General features: G+C 76.3%; 15 protein-coding genes and 1 riboswitch. Of the genes, 13 read left to right on the top strand and 2 right to left on the bottom strand.

All coding sequences use genetic code 11. The annotated features are described in order from the left end of the window. Positions 1-8: 8 nt before the first annotated feature. The 13 genes from EDC57_RS13330 to EDC57_RS09545 all read left to right on the top strand — a co-directional run bounded on the left by EDC57_RS13330 (position 9) and on the right by EDC57_RS09545 (position 18,402). Positions 9-890, top strand: a complete 882-nt coding sequence (locus tag EDC57_RS13330) for a B12-binding domain-containing radical SAM protein (protein ID WP_123401629.1) — start codon at positions 9-11, stop codon at positions 888-890. Continuing rightward, positions 872-1,999, top strand: a complete 1,128-nt coding sequence (locus EDC57_RS09595; protein WP_148051450.1) for a hypothetical protein — start codon at positions 872-874, stop codon at positions 1,997-1,999. Before EDC57_RS13330 ends, EDC57_RS09595 begins: the two co-directional genes overlap by 19 nt. Before the next feature lie 80 nt (positions 2,000-2,079). Continuing rightward, positions 2,080-2,706, top strand: coding sequence for a Rieske 2Fe-2S domain-containing protein (locus EDC57_RS09590; protein ID WP_123401627.1), 627 nt, complete (start codon positions 2,080-2,082; stop codon positions 2,704-2,706). A 66-nt stretch (positions 2,707-2,772) separates the two neighbouring features. Continuing rightward, positions 2,773-3,264 (top strand): CvpA family protein, encoded by a 492-nt coding sequence (locus EDC57_RS09585; RefSeq protein WP_123401626.1) that lies wholly within the window; start codon positions 2,773-2,775, stop codon positions 3,262-3,264. 52 nt (positions 3,265-3,316) lie between these two features. After that, entirely contained in the window at positions 3,317-4,843 is a 1,527-nt protein-coding gene (gene purF / locus EDC57_RS09580; RefSeq protein WP_123401625.1) for an amidophosphoribosyltransferase, read from the top strand. 51 nt (positions 4,844-4,894) lie between these two features. Continuing rightward, complete coding sequence (locus EDC57_RS09575; protein WP_123401624.1) at positions 4,895-7,528, top strand: diguanylate cyclase domain-containing protein; 2,634 nt, start codon at positions 4,895-4,897, stop codon at positions 7,526-7,528. Between the two features lie 107 nt (positions 7,529-7,635). Beyond that, a complete protein-coding gene (locus tag EDC57_RS09570) occupies positions 7,636-11,325 on the top strand; it encodes an EAL domain-containing protein (protein WP_123401623.1) in 3,690 nt (1,229 codons plus the stop codon). A gap of 69 nt (positions 11,326-11,394) precedes the next feature. Further along, positions 11,395-11,474, top strand: a riboswitch (SAM riboswitch). An 84-nt stretch (positions 11,475-11,558) separates the two neighbouring features. Continuing rightward, the gene (locus EDC57_RS09565; RefSeq protein ID WP_123401622.1) at positions 11,559-12,755 is read left to right on the top strand and encodes an O-succinylhomoserine sulfhydrylase; all 1,197 of its coding nucleotides are present in this window, start codon (positions 11,559-11,561) and stop codon (positions 12,753-12,755) included. A 61-nt stretch (positions 12,756-12,816) separates the two neighbouring features. Continuing rightward, entirely contained in the window at positions 12,817-13,650 is an 834-nt protein-coding gene (locus EDC57_RS09560) for a response regulator (protein WP_123401621.1), read from the top strand. 4 nt (positions 13,651-13,654) lie between these two features. Beyond that, on the top strand, positions 13,655-13,975 hold the full coding sequence (locus EDC57_RS12830) for a hypothetical protein (protein ID WP_170165099.1): 321 nt from the start codon (positions 13,655-13,657) through the stop codon (positions 13,973-13,975). Continuing rightward, a complete protein-coding gene (locus tag EDC57_RS09555; protein WP_170165098.1) occupies positions 13,972-14,802 on the top strand; it encodes an HDOD domain-containing protein in 831 nt (276 codons plus the stop codon). Before EDC57_RS12830 ends, EDC57_RS09555 begins: the two co-directional genes overlap by 4 nt. Positions 14,803-14,811: 9 nt before the next feature. Beyond that, a complete protein-coding gene (locus tag EDC57_RS09550; protein WP_123401619.1) occupies positions 14,812-17,088 on the top strand; it encodes an ATP-binding protein in 2,277 nt (758 codons plus the stop codon). A 69-nt stretch (positions 17,089-17,157) separates the two neighbouring features. Continuing rightward, positions 17,158-18,402 carry a glycerate kinase type-2 family protein gene (locus EDC57_RS09545; RefSeq protein WP_123401618.1) on the top strand — a complete coding sequence of 415 codons (1,245 nt, stop codon included), beginning with the start codon at positions 17,158-17,160 and terminating at the stop codon, positions 18,400-18,402. A gap of 13 nt (positions 18,403-18,415) precedes the next feature. On the opposite strand, the gene EDC57_RS09540 is transcribed toward EDC57_RS09545, so the two are convergent. Together EDC57_RS09540 and EDC57_RS09535 are read right to left on the bottom strand one after the other, a co-directional pair. Next, positions 18,416-19,162: a UDP-2,3-diacylglucosamine diphosphatase gene (locus EDC57_RS09540; RefSeq protein ID WP_211331950.1), complete on the bottom strand. Its 747-nt coding sequence runs from the start codon at positions 19,160-19,162 to the stop codon at positions 18,416-18,418. Next, positions 19,159-19,734 carry a peptidylprolyl isomerase gene (locus EDC57_RS09535; RefSeq protein WP_123401617.1) on the bottom strand — a complete coding sequence of 192 codons (576 nt, stop codon included), beginning with the start codon at positions 19,732-19,734 and terminating at the stop codon, positions 19,159-19,161. The genes EDC57_RS09540 and EDC57_RS09535 overlap by 4 nt, the downstream gene beginning before the upstream one ends. Between the last annotated feature and the right edge of the window lie 18 nt (positions 19,735-19,752).

The raw sequence follows: 19,752 nt of genomic DNA, 5'->3' as shown, positions 1-19,752 counted from the left end.
CCGTGTGGATGCTGCCGCTGCGCTACGAGGAGCCGGTGTACCGGCCGCCCAGCGAGGCCGAGTCGCTGATCCTGCAGGTGACGCTGGGCTGCTCCTGGAACCGCTGCGCCTTCTGCGAGATGTACACGGGCAAGCGCTTCCGCCCGCGTCCCGAGGCGGAGGTGCTGGCGGAGATCCGCGCCGTGGGGGCGCGCCTCGGGCCCGTGCGCCGGGTCTTCCTCGCCGACGGCGACGCCTTCGTGCTCTCGACGCGCCGGCTGCTGGCGATCCTGGAGGCGATCCGCACCCACATCGGCGGCGTGCAGCGGGTCTCGGCCTACGCCATGCCGCGCCAGATCCTGCGCCGCCCGCGGGAGGAGCTGGCCGCCCTGCGCGAGGCCGGGCTGCGGCTCCTCTACGTCGGCGTCGAGTCCGGCGACGACGAGGTGCTGGCCCGCATCCGCAAGGGCGAGACCCGAGACAGCACCATCCAGGGGCTGCGCCGCGCGCGCGAGGCCGGCATCGCGGTCTCGGTGATGATCATCAACGGCCTCGCCGGGCGCGCCCTCTCGCAGCGGCACGCCGTGGCCTCGGCCGAGGTGCTCAACGCCGTGCAGCCCGAGTACGCGGCGGTGCTGACCCTCATGCACCCGCTGGGCGACGCCCGCTTCCGCGCCGCCTTCGGCCCCGGCTACGAGCCCCTCGACCTCATGGGGTCCCTGCGCGAGATGGAGACCCTCATCGCCCACACCGCCCTCGAGCGCACCATTTTCCGCAGCGACCACGCCTCCAACCGCCTGGTGCTGAAGGGCGTACTCGGGCGCGACCGCGAGCGGCTGCTGGCCGAGGTGCGCCTGGCCATGGCGCGGCCGCAGGCGCTGCTGCGCCCCGAGTGGACGCGGGCGCTGTGATCGGCCGCCCGCCGCCGGGGCTGCGGGCGGGGGAGTGGGCGCGTCTGGCCGCGCTGCTCGCCTGCCCCACCGCCCCCACCCGCGAGGAGGCGGTGGCGGCCTGGGCCGCGGGCTGGCTGGAGGCCGCGGGCGTCCCCTGGTGCCGCGACGCCGTCGGCAACCTCCTCGTGGGCGAGGCCTCGCCGGCGGCGTGGCGGGCGCGGGTGCGGGTCCACGGCGTCGTCGCCTGCGCCCACATGGACCACCCCGGGCTGGTGGGCCGGCGCTGGCGCCGCGACGGCACCCTCGAGGCGCGCTGGCTCGGCGGCGGGCCGCTGGGGCGGCTTGCCGGGGCGCGGGTGTGGCTCGCCGCCGGCGGGCGCATCCTCGCCCGCGGGGTGGTGCGCGAGGCCGGCCGCCCCGGCCGGGGCGGCACGCCCCTGCGCGTGGTCCCCGACGAGCCGCTGGAGCGGCCTGCGGCGGCCCTCTCCGGCGGGCTCGACTTCGAGCCGGCGGCGTGGCGGCGCGGCGCGCGCCTCTACGCGCGGGCCTTCGACGACCTCGCCGGCGTCTTCGCCGTCGTGTGCGCCGCGGTGCGGCGCCGCCGTGCCCCGCCCCCGGGGCTGCTGACGCGCGCCGAGGAGGTGGGCTTCGTGGGGCTGGTGGGGCACCTGGAGCGCCACGGCCCGCTGGAGGATGCGGTGCTGGTCAGCCTCGAGGCCTCGGCCGCGGGGCCCGGGGCGCGGCCGGGGGGCGGCCCGGTGGTGCGCCTCGGCGACCGCAGCATGGTCTTCGACCCGGGCGGGTGCGAGGCGCTGGCACGCCTCGCCCGCCGCGTCCTCGGCGCCGGCGGCTTCCAGCGCCGGCTGATGGACGGCGGCACCTGCGAGGCCACCGCGGCGCAGGCCTGGGGCGGGGCCGCGGCCGGTCTCGCCGTCCCCCTCGTGCGCTACCACAACCAGGGCGCGGACGGGGCGCCGGCGCCGGAGTCGGTGCACGTGGCCGACCTCGCCGGCCTGGTGCGGCTGGTGGCGGCGCTGGGGCGGGCGGGGCTGGACGTGGCGGGGGCGCGGGCGCGGCTGCGCCGGCGCATCGGGCGGCGGGCGGCGCCGCTGCTCGCCGCGCTCTGACCCCCCCGCCCGGGGAGGGGCGGTGCCGCGGCGGTGCGGGCTAGAATCGGCGGCTGTGGTGCCCGTGCGGAGGATCCGGCATGAGCGATGCCCTCGACTACTTCATCAAGGTCCGGCCCGATGCGGCCAGGCCCTACTTCCAGTTCCTCAAGGCCTCGGGCCGCCACCTCGACACCCGCACCCGCGACCTCATCTCGGTCATCACCAAGGTGGCGACCCAGAGCGAGCGGGGGCTGCGCCAGTACCTGCCGCGCGCGCTGCGCAACGGCGCCACCCCCCACGAGATCATCGACGCCCTGCTGATGGCCTTCCCGGTCCTGGGGCTGACCAAGATCCTGTGGGCCATCGACGTCATCCTCGACATGGACATCCCGGAGTTCCACCCGGAGCTCATCGACGCCGAGCCCGCCTGGCACGCGGTCGCCCCGGTGGCGGAGATCCCCGAGGGGGAGGCGGGCCGCTTCGACGTGGGGCCGCGCAGCGTCTTCGTCTACCGCGAGGGCGACCGCTTCCACGTCTACGACAGCCGCTGCCCGCACCAGGTCACCGACATCCCGCATCTCGCCCTCGACGGCGAGCGCCTGACCTGCCCCCGGCACGGCTGGGTCTTCGACATCACCACCGGGGCGTGCGTGGCCAAGGGCAGGCATCCGCTTCGCCGCTTCGAGACCAAGGTCGAGGCGGGGGTCCTGCACGCCCGCTGGTGAGGGGGCGCTCGCGCCCGGCGCCGCATCCGGTACAATGCGCGCTTTCCGGCGGGACGGGCTTCGTCCGTGATCTGGATCGACTACGTCATCGTCGCCGTGGTGGCGGTCTCGGCGCTGGTGAGCCTCTGGCGCGGTTTCGTCCGCGAGGTCCTCTCGCTCGCCGCCTGGGGGCTCGCGCTGTGGGTGGGGCTCGCCTTCTCCGACGAGGTGGCCGGGCTCCTCTCGGGCGTGGTGGCGCTGCCCTCGGCGCGGGCCGCGCTGGCCTTCCTCGGCCTCTTCCTCGCCACCCTGATCCTCGGGGGCTGGGTCAACTTCCTCATCGGCCGGCTCGTGGACCGAACGGGGCTGTCGGGCACTGACCGCCTCCTCGGCGCCCTCTTCGGGGCCGCCCGCGGGGTGGTGCTGGTGGCGGCGCTGGTGCTGCTCGCGGGCCTCACGCCCCTGCCGCAGGATCCCTGGTGGCGCGACTCGGCCCTCATCGGGCCGTTCCAGGACCTGGCGCTGTGGCTGCGGCAGTACCTGCCCCGCGACATCGCCGCCAACTTCCGCTTCCCGTGAGCCGCGGCCACCGGGCGGCGCCGCAGGCACGGCATCGGAGGGTCTGACGTCCATGTGCGGCATCGTCGGCATCGTCGGGCGCGGGCCGGTCAACCAGGACCTCTACGACGCCCTCACCGTGCTCCAGCACCGGGGGCAGGACGCCGCCGGCATCTGCACCTGCGAGGGCGCGCGGCTGTTTCTGCGCAAGGACAACGGGCTCGTGCGTGACGTCTTCCAGGCCCGCCACATGCTGCGCCTTCGCGGCAGCATGGGGATCGGCCACGTGCGCTATCCCACCGCGGGCTCGCCGTCCTCGGCCGAGGCCCAGCCCTTCTACGTCAACTCGCCCTACGGGATCACCCTCGCCCACAACGGCAACCTCATCAATGCCCGCGAGCTCAAGGAGGACCTCTTCCGCGACGACCTGCGCCACATCAACACCGACTCCGACTCGGAGATCCTCCTCAACGTGCTTGCCCACGAGCTGCAGCAGGGCGGGAAGCTGCGCGCCACCGAGGAGGATCTCTTCCGCGCCGTGCGCGCGGTGCACCGCCGCTGCCTCGGCGCCTACGCCGCGGTGGCCATGATCACCGGCTACGGGGTGCTGGGCTTCCGCGACCCCTGCGGGATCCGGCCCCTGGTCTTCGGCCGCCGCGAGACCCGCGACGGGCCCGAGTTCATGTTCGCCTCCGAGAGCGTCGCCCTCGACGCCCTCGGCTTCACCCTCGAGCGCGACGTCGCCCCCGGCGAGGCGGTCTTCATCGACAAGCGCGGGCGCGTCTACGTCCGCCAGTGCGCCGAGGACCCCGTGCTCTCGCCCTGCCTGTTCGAGTTCGTCTACCTCGCCCGCCCCGACTCCATCCTCGACGGCGTCTCCGTGCACAAGGCGCGCATGCGCATGGGCGAGGCCCTGGCCGAGAAGATCCTGCGCGTCTGGCCCGACCACGACATCGACGTCGTCATCCCCATCCCGGACACCAGCCGCACCGCCGGCCTGGAGCTCGCCCACCGCCTCGGCGTCAAGTACCGCGAGGGCTTCATCAAGAACCGCTACATCGGGCGCACCTTCATCATGCCGGGGCAGACCCAGCGCCGCCGCTCGGTGCGCCAGAAGCTCAACGCCATCGGCCTCGAGTTCCAGGGCAAGAACGTGCTGCTGGTGGACGACTCCATCGTCCGCGGCACTACCTCGGGCGAGATCATCCGCATGGCCCGCGAGGCCGGCGCGCGCAAGGTCTACTTCGCCTCCGCCGCGCCGCCGGTGCGCCACCCCAACGTCTACGGCATCGACATGCCCGCCGCCGACGAGCTCATCGCCCACGGCCGCAGCGAGGAGGAGGTGGGGCGCGCCATCGGCGCCGACCGGCTCATCTACCAGGACCTCGCGGACCTCGTCGACGCCGTGCGCCGGGGCAACCCGGCGATCCCGCGCTTCGACGCCTCGGTCTTCGACGGCGACTACGTCACCGGCGGCGTCACCGAGGCCTATCTGCGCCACTTGAAGGCCCTGCGCAGCGACGCCGCCAAGGAGCAGCAGCGCCGCGAGCTGGAGGCCGCGGCGGACCCGGCGCTGATCGACCTCTACAATGTGAGCTGAAGCCACCACCGCGGGGCGCTCCGGGCGCAGGGGCGCCCGCAGGAGGCAGGGATGCGGCCAGGGATCGGGAGGCCGGCGCCCGGGGCCGGGCGCTGGGCGGTGCTGGTGCTGCTGCTGGGGGCACTGGCCGCGGCGGCGGCGGCGTGGCAGGTGCAGCGCCTGACCGCGCTGCAGGCGCGGGCCTTCGCCCGTGCCGCGGCCGAGGAGCGGCTCGGCGCCTGGCGCGGGGCGCTGGAGGCGGCGCTGCGGCTCGCCGACGGGCTGCTGGCGCTGCCCGCCCGCATCCAGGAGAGCGGCCGCACGGTGGATCCGCCCCGGCTGCGCGCCCTCGCCGCCCTCGCCCGCGACCTCGGCGCCGGCATCGCCGGGATCGGCTGGGCGCCGCGCCGGGACGGCGGGTTTCCGGTGCGGCTCTACTTCTCCGACGGCACGGCCAGCGGTGTGCCCGGCGGCGACCTCGCCGCGGTGCCGCAGGCGGGTGCGGTCCTGGCGCGGGCGGGCGCGGCGGCGGGATCCGCGCTCCTGGTCCTGTCCGAGGGGGTCGTGCTGGGGGTGCGGCCGGCCTACGGTGCGGCCCTGGCGCGGCGCGAGCCGCTCCAGCGCGAGGCCGGTCTGATCGGGTTCTTCTTCGTCCGTCTCGACCTCGAGGCGCTGCTCGCCGACGTTGCCCGGGCGGCGGCCCGCCGCGGCGAGTGGGCGTGGCTGAGCGTCGCCGGGGGCGGGCCCGTGCGGGCCCCCGGGACGCCGGCGATGGCGCCGCCGGAGGGCGAGCGCATCCTCGTGGAGGCGTTCGGGGTGCCGTGGCGGCTGCAGGTGCGGCTGGGGCAGCCGCTGCCGTCGGTCTCGCCGCGGCCGGCGCTGGCGACGCTGGCGGCGGGGCTGGCCGCGGCGCTCGCGCTCGCGCTGGGGGTGCATGCGCGGCTCGCCCACGAGGCGCGCCTCGCGGCCCTGGTGCGCGTGCTGGGGCGGGCGCGGGCGCGGCTGCACCGCGAGGCGCAGCGGCGCGCCGAGGCCGAGGCGGTGGCCGGGCTCGGCCACTGGGAGTGGGATCCGGAGCGGCGGCGGCTGCGCCTGTCGCGGGGTGCGCGGGCGCTGCTCGGCCTCGAGGGGCGGGCGGTTTCCCGCGCCGCCCTGGTCGGGCGCGTCGCCGAGGGCGACCGCGCCCGCGTCGGGGCCGCCCTCGAGGCCGCCGTCGGCCAGGGGCGCCCCTTCGCTCTCGAGCACGGTCTCGCCGACGGGGACGGGCTGCGCACGGTGCGGCACGTCGCCCACGCCCGGCGCGAGGCGGCGGGCTGGCGCGTGGTCGGCGTGCTCCTCGAGGTCACCGGACCGCGCGCCCTGGAGGCGCGGGTGCGGGCGCTGGGGCGGCGATGCGACCTCCTCGCGCGGGCGGCCGCCGTCCTCGCGGGGGAGGGCGACGCGCGCGCCCTCGCCGGCGCCCTCTGCCGCGAGCTCTGCGGCTTCGGCGACTACGTCCTCGCCGTGGTGGACCGCCTCGTGGGCGAGGGGCGGCTGGAGCGGGTGGCCCCCGCGGGTGATGCGGGGGTGCGTGAGGCCCCGCGGGCGGTGGCGGCGGCGCTGCGGGAGGGGCGGCCGCTGGTGCGGTGCGACCTCGGCGCCGAGCCGGAGCTTGCGCGGTGGCTGGGGGGCGACGCCCGGGGCGGATGCGCGGTGGCGGTGGTGCCCTTCGACGAGGGCGCCGGGGGCGGCGTGCTGGCCGTGGCCGCCGCCGACCCGGCACGGGTGGACGCCGAGGAGCTGGAGGCGCTGGCCGTGCTCGCGGCGGGGCTCGGGCGGCGGCTGCGGCAGGCGCGGAACGAGGCGGCGCGGGTCGACGGCATGGCCGAGGCGCGGCGGCGGGCGCAGGCGCTGGCGCAGGCGCCGGCGGGCGTGCTGCTGGTGGAGCGCAAGGGTGCGGTGGCGCGCGTCACGTGGGCCAACGCCGCGCTCGCTGCGCTCACCGGTCGGGCGCCCGGATGGGCTCTCGGACGGACCCCGGAAGAGGTGCTGGCGGGCGGGGCCGGCGCCGGGGCGGCGGCGCCGCTGGCCGGCATGTTCACGGCCGCCGGGCCGCGCGAGGCCTTGGTCCGCGGGCGCAGGCCCGAGGGCGGCGAGTACTGGGCCTGCGTGGCCTCCGCCCCGCTCGACGAGGACCGCGGCCACGTCGCCGTCGCCGTGGACGTGACCGGGCTCATGCGCCGTCAGAAGGCCCTGGAGCACGGCCTGCTGACCGACGGCGAGACCGGCCTGCCGGGACCGGCGCTCCTCGCCGACCGCCTCGAGCGGCTGCTCGCGGTGGTGCGCCGGGGCGGCCGCGGCGTCGGCGTGCTGGTGCTGCAGCTGGACGGGCTCGCCGAGGCGGCGCCGCGTCTCGGCGAGGAAGGGACGCGACGGCTGCGGGCGGCGCTCGCCGCCGAGCTGCAGGGCCTTCTGCGCGAGGCCGACACCGTCGCGGCGGATGGCGACCGCTTCGTGGTCGTCGTCACCGATGCGGTCACGGCGGCGGACGCGCGACGGGCCGCGGAGCGTCTGCGCAAGGCGCTCGCGGCGCCACGCCGCCTCGGCGGGGGCGAGGCGCTCGCCCTGCGTCCCCGCATCGGCCTCGCCGTCGCGCCCGGGCACGGCGACCGCGCCGAGGCGCTGCTGCGGCACGCGCAGGCGGAGCTGGCGCGGACGCCGGCCTGATCTTGCGCAAAATCCGATCAGAACGCATCGAGCCGATTGCTTGGCAGCCAGCGGTGCCGTCTGCTAGCGTATAAGCGACATATCTTTGTGGAAATCGAGGCCGGCGGGTGGGCGTCGGGCGCGGATGGCGGGGCTTCGTGCGGGTTGCGGCGGTGGGGCTTGCGGTGACGCTGGCCGCCGCCTCGGCGATCCACGGCCGCGAGCGGCTGCGCGCCCGCGAGGCCGCGGTGGCGGCGCAGCAGGCCGCGGCGCGCGGCCTCGCGGGGCGGCTCGAGGAGGCCCTCGCCGGGAGCGGCGAGGGGCTGCTGCTGCTGGTGCGGGTGCTGGCGGAGCGGGAGGCGGGGGAGGAGCGCTTCCGGGCGCTCGCCCGCCTGCTGCTCTCGGGCAACCCGCGCCTCGCCGCGCTGGCCTGGCACCGCCCGGGGCAGGGGGTGCTTCTCGCCGGCGCCGACGCGGCGGCGGGGGCGGCCCTCGAAGAGGCGGCGCCCGCGCTCTCGGGCGCGGCGGAGCCGCGCCTCGTGCGCATGGGCATGGACGGGCGCGGGATCTTCGGCCTCCCGGTGGGCGGGGGGCGCGGCCACCTCGAGGCGATGCTGGACCTCACGCTGCCGGCGGTGCCGGGGCTCGCCGTGCGCTGGGCGGGCGAGGCGGGGCCGCCGGGGTGGCGGCCGGTGCTGCGCACGCGGCTCTCCCTGGCCGGCGCGGGCGTGCCGGTGCAGGTCTTCGCCGCGCCGCCGCAGGTGGCGGTGCCCTGGCTGCCCGCCGGGGTCGCGCTGGGGGGCGGCCTCGTGCTCACCACGGCGGCGGTTTCCCTCGCCGGCTGGAGTGCCCGGCGGCGGCGCAGCCTGCAGGCGGGGCTCGCCGCGGTGGGCGCCGCCGAGGGCGAGGGAGGCACGGGGAGCTGGCGGGTGCAGGGCGGGCGGATCGAGCTTTCTCCGGGGGCGCTGCGCATCCTCGGGCCTGCGGCCCCGGGCGAGGGGGCGCCGCCGCTCGCCCGCGTCCACGGCGAGGACCGCGAGCGGGTCGCCCGCGCCCGCGCCGGCGGCGGAGCGTTCGCGAGCGAATACCGCGTGATCGGGCCGGACGGGGAGGTCCGCCACGTGCGCGAGCGCGCGGTCCCGGTCCCGGACGGGATGGCCGGGGTCCTCGTGGACGTCACCGAGGAGCGGGTGCGCGAGGCGCGTCTCGCCCGGCTCAACCGGAGCCTTGGGCTGCTCACGGCGTGCAACGAGGCGCTGCTTCGCAGCCGTGACGAGCCGGCGCTTGCGCGGGACGTGTGCGCGGAGCTGGTCGGGGTGGGGGCCTACGCCCTCGCCTGGGTCGCGGTGCGGCGCGACGACGCGCCGGGGCTCGTCCTCCTCGCCGCCGCCGGCGAGGAGGAGGCGCTGGACCTCGGCCTGCTGGGTGCGGAGGGGGAGGATCTGCCCTGGCGGGCGGCGATGCGGGGCGAGGCGGTCTTTGTGGAGGACCTGGGCGCGGTCGCCGGTCCCTGGGCCGAGGGGGCGCGCCGGGCGGGTCTGCGCTTCGCCGCCTTCCTGCCGCTTGCCGAGGACGGGACCGTGACCGGCGTCCTCGGCGTGCTGGGGCTGCACGGGCGCGAGGCGGGCACGCCGGGCCAGGAGGAGCGGGACCTGCTGCGCCGGCTGGCGGCGGACGTGGCCTACGGCATCCAGGGGCACCGGCTGCGTGCGGCCCACGAGGCGGCCCGCGGGCACCTGGAGCTCATGGGCCACGCCATGGGCAGCATCGGCGACGGGGTGCTCATCGCGGCCGCGGACGATCCGGCGCTCCCGGTGGTCTACGTCAACCCCGCCTTCGAGCGGTTCGCGGGACGGGAGGCGGCGGCGGCCGTGGGGCGGCCGGCGGCCGAGCTCTACGAGACGCTGGGCGGCGACGAGCGGGCGCGGGCGGCGCTGCGGCGGGCGGTGGCGGCGGGCGAGCCCTGCGAGGTGGTGGTGCGGCTGCGTCGTGACGACGGGGCGCGGTGGGCCCGGGTGCGGGTTGCGCCGATGCGGGATGCGGCGGGGCGGGTCTCGCACCACGTCGCCGTGGTCTCGGATCTGACCGATCTCGTCCGCTACCAGGAGGCGCTGGAGCGGCGGGCCCTCACCGACGAGCTGACCGGGCTGCCCAACCGGGCGGCGCTGGAGGACCGGCTGGTGCACGCCCTGGATCGTGCCGCGCGCACGGGCACCGGGGTTGCGGTGGTCTACGTCGACCTCGAGCGTTTCCGGGAGGTCAACGAGCTGCACGGCCACGCCGCGGGCGACGCCCTGCTGCAGGCGGTGGCGCGGGGGCTGCGGGCGGCGGTGCGCAGCGGCGACACCGTGGCGCGCTTCGGCGGCGACCACTTCGTGGTGGTGCTGGAGGGGATCGCGGCCCCGGACGACGCCGTGGCCCTGGTGGGCCGGATCGAGGCGGTCTTCGCACGCACTTTCGAGGTGGGCGGCGAGCCGGTGCGCCTCGGGGTGCGCATGGGCGTGGCCCTCTTCCCCGGCCATGGCGGGGACGCGGAGGCGCTGCTGCGGGCGGCCGATGCGGCCATGCACGAGGCCGGCGGTGCCGGCGGCGAGCGGGTGGTCTTCTACCGCGGCGAGCTCACCGAGCGGCTGCAGCGGCGGCGCGCCCTGGAGCGCGCCCTGGCCGCGGTCATCGAGGCCGACGCCCTCGAGCTGCACTACCAACCGCGGGTGGAGCTGGCCACGGGGCGGGTGGTGGCGGCCGAGGCGCTGGTGCGCTGGCCGCGCGCGGGCCACGGGCTGGTGCCGCCGGCGGAGTTCGTGCCGCTCGCCGAGGCGTGCGGGCTGATCGGCGACCTCGGCCGCTGGGTGCTGCGCCGGGCCTGCAGCGACGCCGCGGCGTGGCGTGCCGAGGGGTACGACGTGCGCGTGGGCGTCAACGTCTCGGCGCACCAGCTCGACGACCCCGACCTGGTGGCGGGTGTGCGCGCGGTGCTCGCCGAGACGGGGCTCCCCCCGCAGGCGCTGGAGCTGGAGCTGACGGAGACGGCGGTGGCGGAGGACCCGGCGCGGGCGCGCGCCGTGATCGGGGCGCTGGCGGAGCTGGGCGTTGCGGTGGCCATCGACGACTTCGGCATCGGCCACTCGAACCTGGCGCTGGTGCGGGAGCTGCCCATCCGGGTCCTCAAGGCCGATCGCACCTTCGTCGCCTCGGTGGTGGAGGCGCCGCGCGATGCGGCGGTGATGCGCACCGTGATCGCCCTCGGCCGCTCCCTGGGCCTTCGCGTGGTCGCCGAGGGGGCGGAGCGCGAGGCGCAGGTGCGCTGGCTGTGGCGGGCGGGCTGCGACGAGGTGCAGGGCTTCTACTTCGCGCGGCCGATGCCGCTGGGGCGGCTGCGCGGCTACCTGGCGGCGGGGGTGCGATGGGATCCCGGGGGCGAGGGGCAGGGCGGGGTGCTGGTGGTGGACGACGAGGCGGGGGTGCGCCGCGCGCTCGCCCGGGCGCTCGCCCCGCTCGGGGTGTCCGTGCACGAGGCGGGTGATGCGGCCGAGGCGCTGGCGATCCTCGCCGCCGAGCAGGTGGCGGTGGTGGTGAGCGACCAGGATCTGCCCGGCATGAGCGGGGTCGATCTGCTGGCCCGCGTGCGCGGGCTCTATCCCGGCACCTACCGGATCCTGCTGAGCGCCCGGGCCGATCGCGAGACGCTCGCCGATGCGGTCAACCGCGCCGGCGTCCATCGCGTCTTCGACAAGCCGTGGGAGGAGGCGGCGCTGCTCGCCGCGGTGCGCGAGGGCATCGCCTGGGGTCGGACCGGGCGCCGGCGGGGCGGGGTCTAGTTCGGGGAGCCGAAGCGCCGTGCCGCGACGGCATACCCCCGTTGACAGGGCGGGTTTCGGCGCCTAACCTCCACACTTCGCGCCGATTTGATGCTCAGCTTGCGGGCGCGTTACAAATGCAGCTAAAGCGAGGCGAGGACCCCGCTTTGGCGCGTGCGCGAAGCGGGTTTTTTCGTTCCGAGGCCCGCTCGCTGGACCGGGGAGGGGACGCGCGACGTCCCACGGGAGGGCCGATGGACGACATCCTCGAGCACGCGGGCTTCGCCACCCGGGCGGTGCGCGCCGGCCACCGGCGCAGCGGCGAGGGCGAGCAGGCCGAGCCCATCTTCACCTCGTCGAGCTTCTGCTTCGCCTCGGCGGCGGAGGCGGCGGCGCGCTTCGCCGGCGAGGCCCCGGGCAACGTCTACTCCCGCTTCACCAATCCCACCGTGCGCGCCTTCGAGGAGCGCCTCGCCGCGCTGGAAGGGGGCGAGCGGGCGCTGGCCACCGCCTCGGGCATGGCCGCGATCCTCAGCGTGTGCATGGCGCTGCTGCGCGCCGGCGACCACGTGCTGGCGGCGCGGGGTCTCTTCGGCACCACCACCTCGCTGCTCGCCAACTACCTCGTCCGCTTCGGGGTCGCGGTGGACTTCGTCCCGGTCACGGACCCGTCGGCCTGGGCCGCGGCGATGCGCCCGCAGACGCGCCTGCTGCTGGTGGAGACGCCCACCAACCCGCTGCTGGAGATCGCCGACATCGCCGCCCTGGCGGCGATCGCGCACGCGCACGGGGCGCTCCTGGTGGTGGACAACGTGCTCGCCACGCCGGCCCTGCAGCGCCCGCTGGCGCTGGGGGCGGACCTGGTCGTGCACTCGGCCACCAAGTACCTGGACGGGCAGGGGCGCTGTGTCGGCGGCGCCGTGGTGGGGCCGGAGGCGCTGGTGGGCAAGGAGATCTTCGGCTTCCTGCGCACCGCGGGCCCGGCCATGAGCCCGTTCAACGCCTGGGTCTTCCTGAAGGGGCTGGAGACGCTGTCGCTGCGCATGCAGGCCCACAGCGCCGCCGCCGCCCGCATCGCCGCCTGGCTGCGGCGCCGGCCGGAGGTGCGGCGGGTCTTCTATCCCGGCCTCGAGGAGCACCCGGGGCATGCGCTCGCCGCGCGGCAGATGCGCGCCTTCGGCGGCATCGTCAGCTTCGAGGTGGAGGGCGGGCGCGAGGCCGCCTGGCGGCTCATCGACGCCACGCGGCTGCTCTCCATCACCGCCAACCTGGGCGATGCCAAGAGCACCATCACCCACCCCGCGAGCACCACCCACGGGCGCCTCAGCCCCGAGCAGCGGGCCGAGGCGGGGATCACGGAGGGTCTGATCCGGATCTCGGTGGGCCTCGAGGACCCCGCCGACATCGAGGCCGACCTGGCGCGGGGGCTCGCCGCGGCGCGGGGTCGCTGACGGCGCGGCGCCCGCGGCTGCTATCATTCCCTCGGGAATCAGGCATCCGTCGGGAGGGGGCATGGATCGGCCGGAGGGATCCCCGCAGGGCGGGACGACGCGGACGCTGCTGCTCGTCGACGACGAGGAGAACATCCTGCGCGCGCTGCGTCGCGTCTTCCGGCGCGACGGCTACCGCATCCTCGCCACCACCAGCCCGCGCGAGGCCCTCGGCTGGCTTGAGCGCGAGCCCGTGGGGGTGATCGTCTCCGATCAGCGGATGCCGGAGATGAGCGGGGTGCAGTTCCTGAGCGAGGTCCGGGAGCGCCATCCCGACACCGTGCGCATCGTGCTTTCCGGCTACACCGAGCTCGAGGCGGTCACGGAGGCCATCAACCGCGGGGCGGTGTACAAGTTCCTCACCAAGCCCTGGGACGACGAGTTGCTGCGGCGCAATATCGCCGAGGCCTTCCGCCAGTACGAGATGGCGGCGGAGAACGCCCGTCTGGCCCGGGAGCTGCGGGCCGCCAACGAGGAGCTGCGCCGCATCAACGAGGAGCTCGAGGAGCGGGTCGAGCGCAAGACGCGGGAGCTCGCCGTCAACATCCGCTCGCTGCGCATCGCCCAGGAGGTGCTCGAGCACCTGCCGGTGGGGGTCGTGGGCATCGACGACGAGGGTGCGGTGGTGGTCGCCAACCAGGCGGCGATGGAGCATCTGGCCCCGGGCGGTGTGCTCGTCGGCCTGCCGGCCGAGGCGGTGCTGCCGGCGGAGGCGGCCGAGCTCTACCGGGACTTCGTCGCCGATCGGCGGGGGACGGCGGTGCTCGCCGACGGCTCCCGTCTCGTGGCCAGCCCCATGGGGCCGCCGGAGGCCCCGCGCGGAGTGGTGCTGGTGCTGCTGGGCGGGGAGGACTGAGCGGATGCGCGACGTTCGGCAGGTGCCGCTGGAGGAGGTCCCGGAGGGGGCCGAGCTCGCCGCCGAAGTCCTCGACGACGAGGGCCGCTGCCTGCTGGGGGCCGGGGCCTTCCTCGGCCGCGACGTGATCGAGGGGCTCGCCCGCCGCGGCGTGCGCGCGGTCTCCATCTACGTGGAGGCGGAGCTCGACGAGGCCGGGCTCGCGGCCCGGCGCGAGGCGGTGGCGGAGCGGGTGGCCCATCTCTTCCGCGGCCTGCCCGAGGACGGGGCGGCCGGCGAGCTGCGCCGGGCGGTGCTCGCCTACCGGCAGGAGAGGCTGCGGTGAAGACGGGCGTCATCCTCGAGGAGCTCGAGCAGGGGGTGCAGCGGCTGCCCTCGCTGTCGCTGGTGGTGCAGGAGGTGCTGCGGCTGCTCGACCGCGACGACGCCGACTTCGCCGCCATCGAGCACAAGCTCTCGCAGGACCAGGCCCTGGCGGCGCGCGTGCTCCGGGTGGCCAACTCGCCCTTCTACGGGATGCCGCGGGAGATCACCTCCATCCACGAGGCCACGGTGCTGCTCGGCACCCACACCATCCGCAACGTCGTCACCACCGCCGGCATCATCGGACTCTTCCCGCCGGAGGCCGGTGGCGCCCTGGACCGCGTCGGGCTCTGGCAGCACGCCATCGGCGTCGGCGTGGCGAGCCAGGTGCTCGGGCGCCGCGTCGGCCTGGAGCGGGAGACCGCCTTCACCGCGGGGCTGCTGCACGACATCGGCAAGCTCGTCCTGGACACCCTCTTCGAGCCGCTCTACCGCCGCGTCGTGCGGCGCTGCGCGGAGGCCGATCTGCCCTTCATCGAGGCCGAGCGGGAGGTGCTCGGCATCGACCACGCCGAGGTGGGGCGGCGGGTGGCGGAGCACTGGCGGCTGCCGCCGGTGATCGTGGCCGCGGTGGCGGGCCACCACGCTCCCGGTGACGCCCCGGAGGCGGCGGTGGTGCACGTCGCCGATGCCATGACGCGGGCCCTCGAGATCGGCAACGGGGGCTGCGACCGGGTCCCGGCGCCGGACGAGGCGGCCTGGCGGCGGCTCGGGCTCGGCGAGCAGGAGGCGCTCGCCTGCCTGCGGGAGATCGACGCCCTCAACCGCAGCGCCAACCTCTTCCTGTGAGGAGGCGGGGTGGGGGGCGGCGAGCTTGCCTGGGTCCACGAGCTGCTGCAACTGGCGCGTGCGGCCGCCCGCGAAGAGCGGCCGCGCCTCGTCCAGCACCGGATCCTCGAGCACATGGTGCAGGCCTTCGAGGCCGAGACCGGCACCCTCGCGCTGGTGGGCGGTGACGGCGACCTCGAGATCGTGGCCGCCATCGACCTGCCGGAGCGGGTGATCGGCGAGCGGATCCCGCTCGGGTGCTGCGTCCTCGGGTGGGTGGCCGAGCACGGTGAGCCGGTGCTGCTGAGCGGAGACGCCGCCGCCGATCCCCGCTTCCGCTTCGACGCCTGCGCGAAGGCGCGGGACGCGCGGCGTGCGGCCTCGGCCGTCTGCTGGCCCCTGGCGGGCGAGGATGGCGTGCGCGGCGTCATCGCGCTGAACCGCGGCGCCGGGCGCGCCCCCTTCACGGGCGAGGATCTGGAGCGGGGCCGGCGGCTGGTGGAGATCCTCGCCGTGGTCCTCGACAACACGCTCTTCGCCCGCGAGGCGCGCGAGCGCGCCGCGGTCCTGGAGCGGACCCGGGCCGATCTCGAGCGCAACCTCGCGCTCGCCCGCGCCCTCGGCGAGATCCTGGAGCGGGCCCAGCAGGCGGAGGACGTGGAGGCGCTCTTCCCCTGGGCCGTCGAGCGCCTGGCGGCGCTGCCCTGGGTCGGCCTCGAACCGCGGGGGGCGATCCTCCTCGGCGACGAGGAGGAGGGAGGGCTGCGGCTTGCGGCGCATCACGGGCTTGCGGCCGAGACCCGCGCGCGCTGGGCACGGATCGCGCGGGGGCGGTGCCCCTGCGGGCGGGAGGTGGACGAGGAGGGGATCGCCTTCCATGACGGTGCCCCCGGGGAGGGCCCGGGCGGCGGCGCCCACCACGTCGCCCCCATCCGTTTCGGCGGGCGCTTCCTCGGCCTCCTCCACCTGGGGGCGATGCCGGAACCCGCGCCGGGGGCCGGGACGGAGGAGTTCCTGGGCTCGGTGGCGAACGTCTTCGCCAGCTTCCTCGCGCGCATGGAGGCCACCCGCGGGGCGCGGCTGCTGCAGCGCGCGGTGGAGGCGAGCCCGGCGGCGGTGGTGATCACCGACGCGCAGGGGCACGTCCGCTACGCCAATCCCCGCTTCGGGGAGCTGACCGGGCGCGCCGGCGGGGAGACGACGGGACGACGGCTGCGCGAGGTCCTTTTCCCCCCGGGGGCCGCCAGCGAGGAGTACGAGGCGGTGGCCGCGCGGGCGCTTGCCGGCGGGTCGTGGCGCGGCGAGCTTCGCTTCGAGCGCTCGGACGGGGGCGAGCTGTGGGCCCTGGTGACGCTGGCCCCGGTCCGGGGGCACGACGGGGCGCTCGAGCACGTCGTGGTGGTGGCCGAGGACATCACCGAGCGGCGGCGGGCCGAGGAGGCGCTGCGGCGGGTCAACGCCGAGCAGCAGGCGCTCATCCGCCGGCTCGAGGAGGCCCGGGAGCAGCTCGTGCGCACGGAGAAGCTGGCGGCCATCGGCCAGCTCGCCGCCGGCATCGCCCACGAGATCAACAACCCGGTGGGCTACGTGGGCTCGAACCTGGGGACCCTGAGGGAGTACGTCGCCGATCTTCTCGGGCTCCTCGACCGCTACCGGGAGGCGGAGGCGCAGCTCCCCGAGGCGGCGCGGCGGGCCCTCGCGCAGGCGTGCGAGGAGGCGGATCTGGACCACCTGCGCGAGGACCTCGCCTCGGTGCTGGACGAATGCGACGAGGGCATCGGCCGCGTGCGCCAGATCGTTCAGTCCCTCAAGGACTTCTCCCGCGTCAACGAGGGGCGATGGGAGCTCGCCGACCTGCACAGGGCCCTCGACAGCACGCTCAACGTCGTCTGGAACGAGCTCAAGTACAAGGCCGAGGTGATCAAGGCGTACGGCGAGATCCCGCAGGTCGAGTGTATCCTCTCGCAGCTCAACCAGGTGTTCATGAACCTGCTGGTCAACGCCGCCCAGGCCATCGAGGACAGGGGCACCATCTGGATCCGCACGGGCGCCGAAGGGCCGTGGGTGTGGGTCGAGGTGGAGGACACCGGAAAGGGCATCCCGCCCGAGGATCTGCCCCGCATCTTCGATCCCTTCTTCACCACCAAGCCCGTAGGCAAGGGGACCGGGCTGGGCCTTTCCATCTCCTACGGCATCGTCGAGAAGCACGGGGGCCGCATCGACGTGGAGAGCACGGTGGGGCGGGGCACGCGCTTCCGCGTCTGGATCCCCGTGCGCCGCCCCGTGCGCGGGCCGCAGGGCGGCTGAGGAGCGCTTGGTGGCGGCCCCGCGCTTCTGCTATCTTGCCCTGCGGCTCCCTCGCATCGCCCGAGGACGATGACCGAAGACGGCCCATCCGGACCGAGATCCGACCTCCTGGCCATCTACCGCGCCGCCATCGAGGCGGTGGAGGGGCGGGCGCGGGTGGCCGAGTTCCTGGACGAGTGCCCGCCGTCCGGCCCCGTCCACCTGGTCGCCATCGGCAAGGCCGCGGCCGCCATGGCCCGCGGGGCGCTGGACGCGCTCGGGCCCCGCATCCTGCGGGGGCTCGTGATCACCAAGCACGGCCACCTCGACCCCGCCCTCTGCGCCGAGCCGGGCATCGAGTGCCTCGAGGCCGATCATCCGCTGCCGGGGCCGGCGAGCCTCGCCGCAGGGGCGCGCCTGGTGCGCTTCCTGGAGGAGGCCCCGGACGAGGCCCGGTTCCTGTTCCTGATCTCGGGCGGGGCCTCGGCCCTGGTGGAGGTGCTGCCGCCGGGCGTGGCGCCCGCTGAGCTCGAGCGGGCCAACCGCTGGCTGCTGGCGAGCGGGCTCGACATCACGCAGATGAACCGCGTGCGCAAGGCCATCTCCGCGATCAAGGCCGGCCGGCTGGCGGCCCACCTGCGGGGGCGCCCGGTGCTCTGTCTGCTCATCTCGGACGTACCCGACGACGATCCGGCGGTGATCGGCTCCGGCCTCCTGGTGGCGGACCGGCGCGGCGGCGACATCTCGGACCTGGAGCTGCCGGACTGGCTCCAGGCGCTGGCGGCCCGCAACACCGCCCCGCCCGGCAACGGCAACCTGCGCCGGGTGGAGTGCCACGTGGTGGGCTCGCTGCAGGAGGCGAAGACCGCGGCGGCGGCGCGCGCGGTGGAGCTCGGCTACGAGGTCAGCCGCCACCGCACCTTCCTCGGCGGGGATGCGGCGGAGGCCGGGCGCGCCTGCGCCCGCGCCCTGCTGGAGGAGGCGCCGGGGACGGTCCACATCTGGGGCGGGGAGACCACGGTGCGCCTGCCCGAGCACCCGGGCCGTGGCGGGCGCAGCCAGACCCTGGCCCTCGCCGCGGCGGAGGAGCTCGCCGGCCACGGCGCGGCCTGGCTGCTCGCCGCCGGCACCGACGGCAGCGACGGCCCGGGCGGGGATGCCGGCGCCCTCGTGGACAGCGGCACCATCGAGCGGGGGCGGGCCGCGGGGCTCGATCCCGACGAGGCCCTGGCGCGGGCGGACGCCGGCACCTTCCTCGAGGCGGCCGGCGACCTCATCCGCACCGGACCCACCGGCACCAACGTCATGGATCTCGTGATCGGGCTGCGCCGCTGAGGCGCGACCCCCTTCAGGCGAAGGCGGCGGCGCGGGCGCGGAAGCGCTCGAGGGCGGCACCTGCGGCGTCCACGCGGACGAGGATGCCGCCGGCCTCGTCCCAGGCCCCGAGCACCAGCCGCTCGCCCTGCCCGCCGGGGAGGGCGAGCCGGTGGCGTCCGGGGCGGTGGGTGTGGCCGTGGATGAGCCGCTGCGCCCGCTGCCGCGCCATGAGCTCGCGCACCGCGGCCGGGTTCACGTCCATGATCGCCTCGGGCTTCTCGCGCGAGCGGCGGCGGCTGGCCTCGCGCAGCTCGCGGGCGGCGCGCGCCCGCACGGCGAGGGGCTGGGCGAGGAAGGCGGCCTGCCAGGCGGGCTCGCGCACCTTCGCGCGGAAGGCCTGGTATTCGACGTCGTCGGTGCACAGCGCATCGCCGTGGCTGAGCACGGTGCGCACCCCGTGCAGCTCGAGGGCGGTGGGGTCCTCGAGCAGCGTCAGGCCGGCCTCCACGGCGAAGGTCTCGCCGATGAGGAAGTCGCGGTTGCCGCGCAGCAGGTGGACGCGCACGCCGGCTGCGGCGAGCGCGTGGAGCTGGCCGGCCACGGTGCGCGCCAGCGGGCTCGGGTCGTCGTCGCCGATCCAGACCTCGAAGAGGTCGCCGAGGATGTAGACGGCCTCGGCGCGGGGCGCGCGCTGGGCGAGGAAGTCGAGGAAGGCGTCGGTGATGCCGGGGCGGGCCGGGTCGAGGTGGAGGTCGGACAGGAACAGGTGCTCGCTCAAGCGGCGGGCTCCTCGACCCGGTACGCCCGCTCGATGACCACGGGCGTGCGCGGCACGTCGCGCGGGAAGGGGCCCGCCGGCCCGGTGTCGACACGACCGATCCGGTCCACCACGTCTATGCCCTCGACGACGCGCCCGAAGACCGCGTAGCCCCAGCCGCGCGGCGTGCGGTCGCGGTGGTCGAGGAAGGGATTGTCCACGAGGTTGATGAAGAACTGGCTGTTGGCGGAGTGCGGGTCCGCGGTGCGCGCCATGGCGAGGGTGCCGCGCCGGTTGGACAGCCCGTTGTCGGCCTCGTTGGGGATGGGGGAGTGGGGGCGCTTGAGGCGCAGGTCGGGGGTGAAGCCGCCGCCCTGGATGACGAAGCCCGGGACCACGCGGTGGAACACCGTGCCGTCGTAGAAGCCCTCGTCCACGTAGCGCAGGAAGTTGGCCACCGTCCGCGGCGCCCGCTCGGGGTCGAGCTCGACCACGATCCGGCCGAGGGTGGTCTCCAGCGCCACCCGCGGCCGCTCGGCCGCCGCAGCGACGACGCCGACGAGCAGGCCCAGCAGGAGGATCAGCGTGCGCATGCGCGGAAGGATAATCGT

Origin of the sequence: Inmirania thermothiophila (genome assembly GCF_003751635.1) — a bacterium.
Taxonomy (GTDB): Bacteria; Pseudomonadota; Gammaproteobacteria; order DSM-100275; family DSM-100275; genus Inmirania; species Inmirania thermothiophila.
The sequence above is the reverse complement of the archived record's forward strand: the minus strand, read 5'-3'. Positions and strand labels throughout refer to the sequence as shown.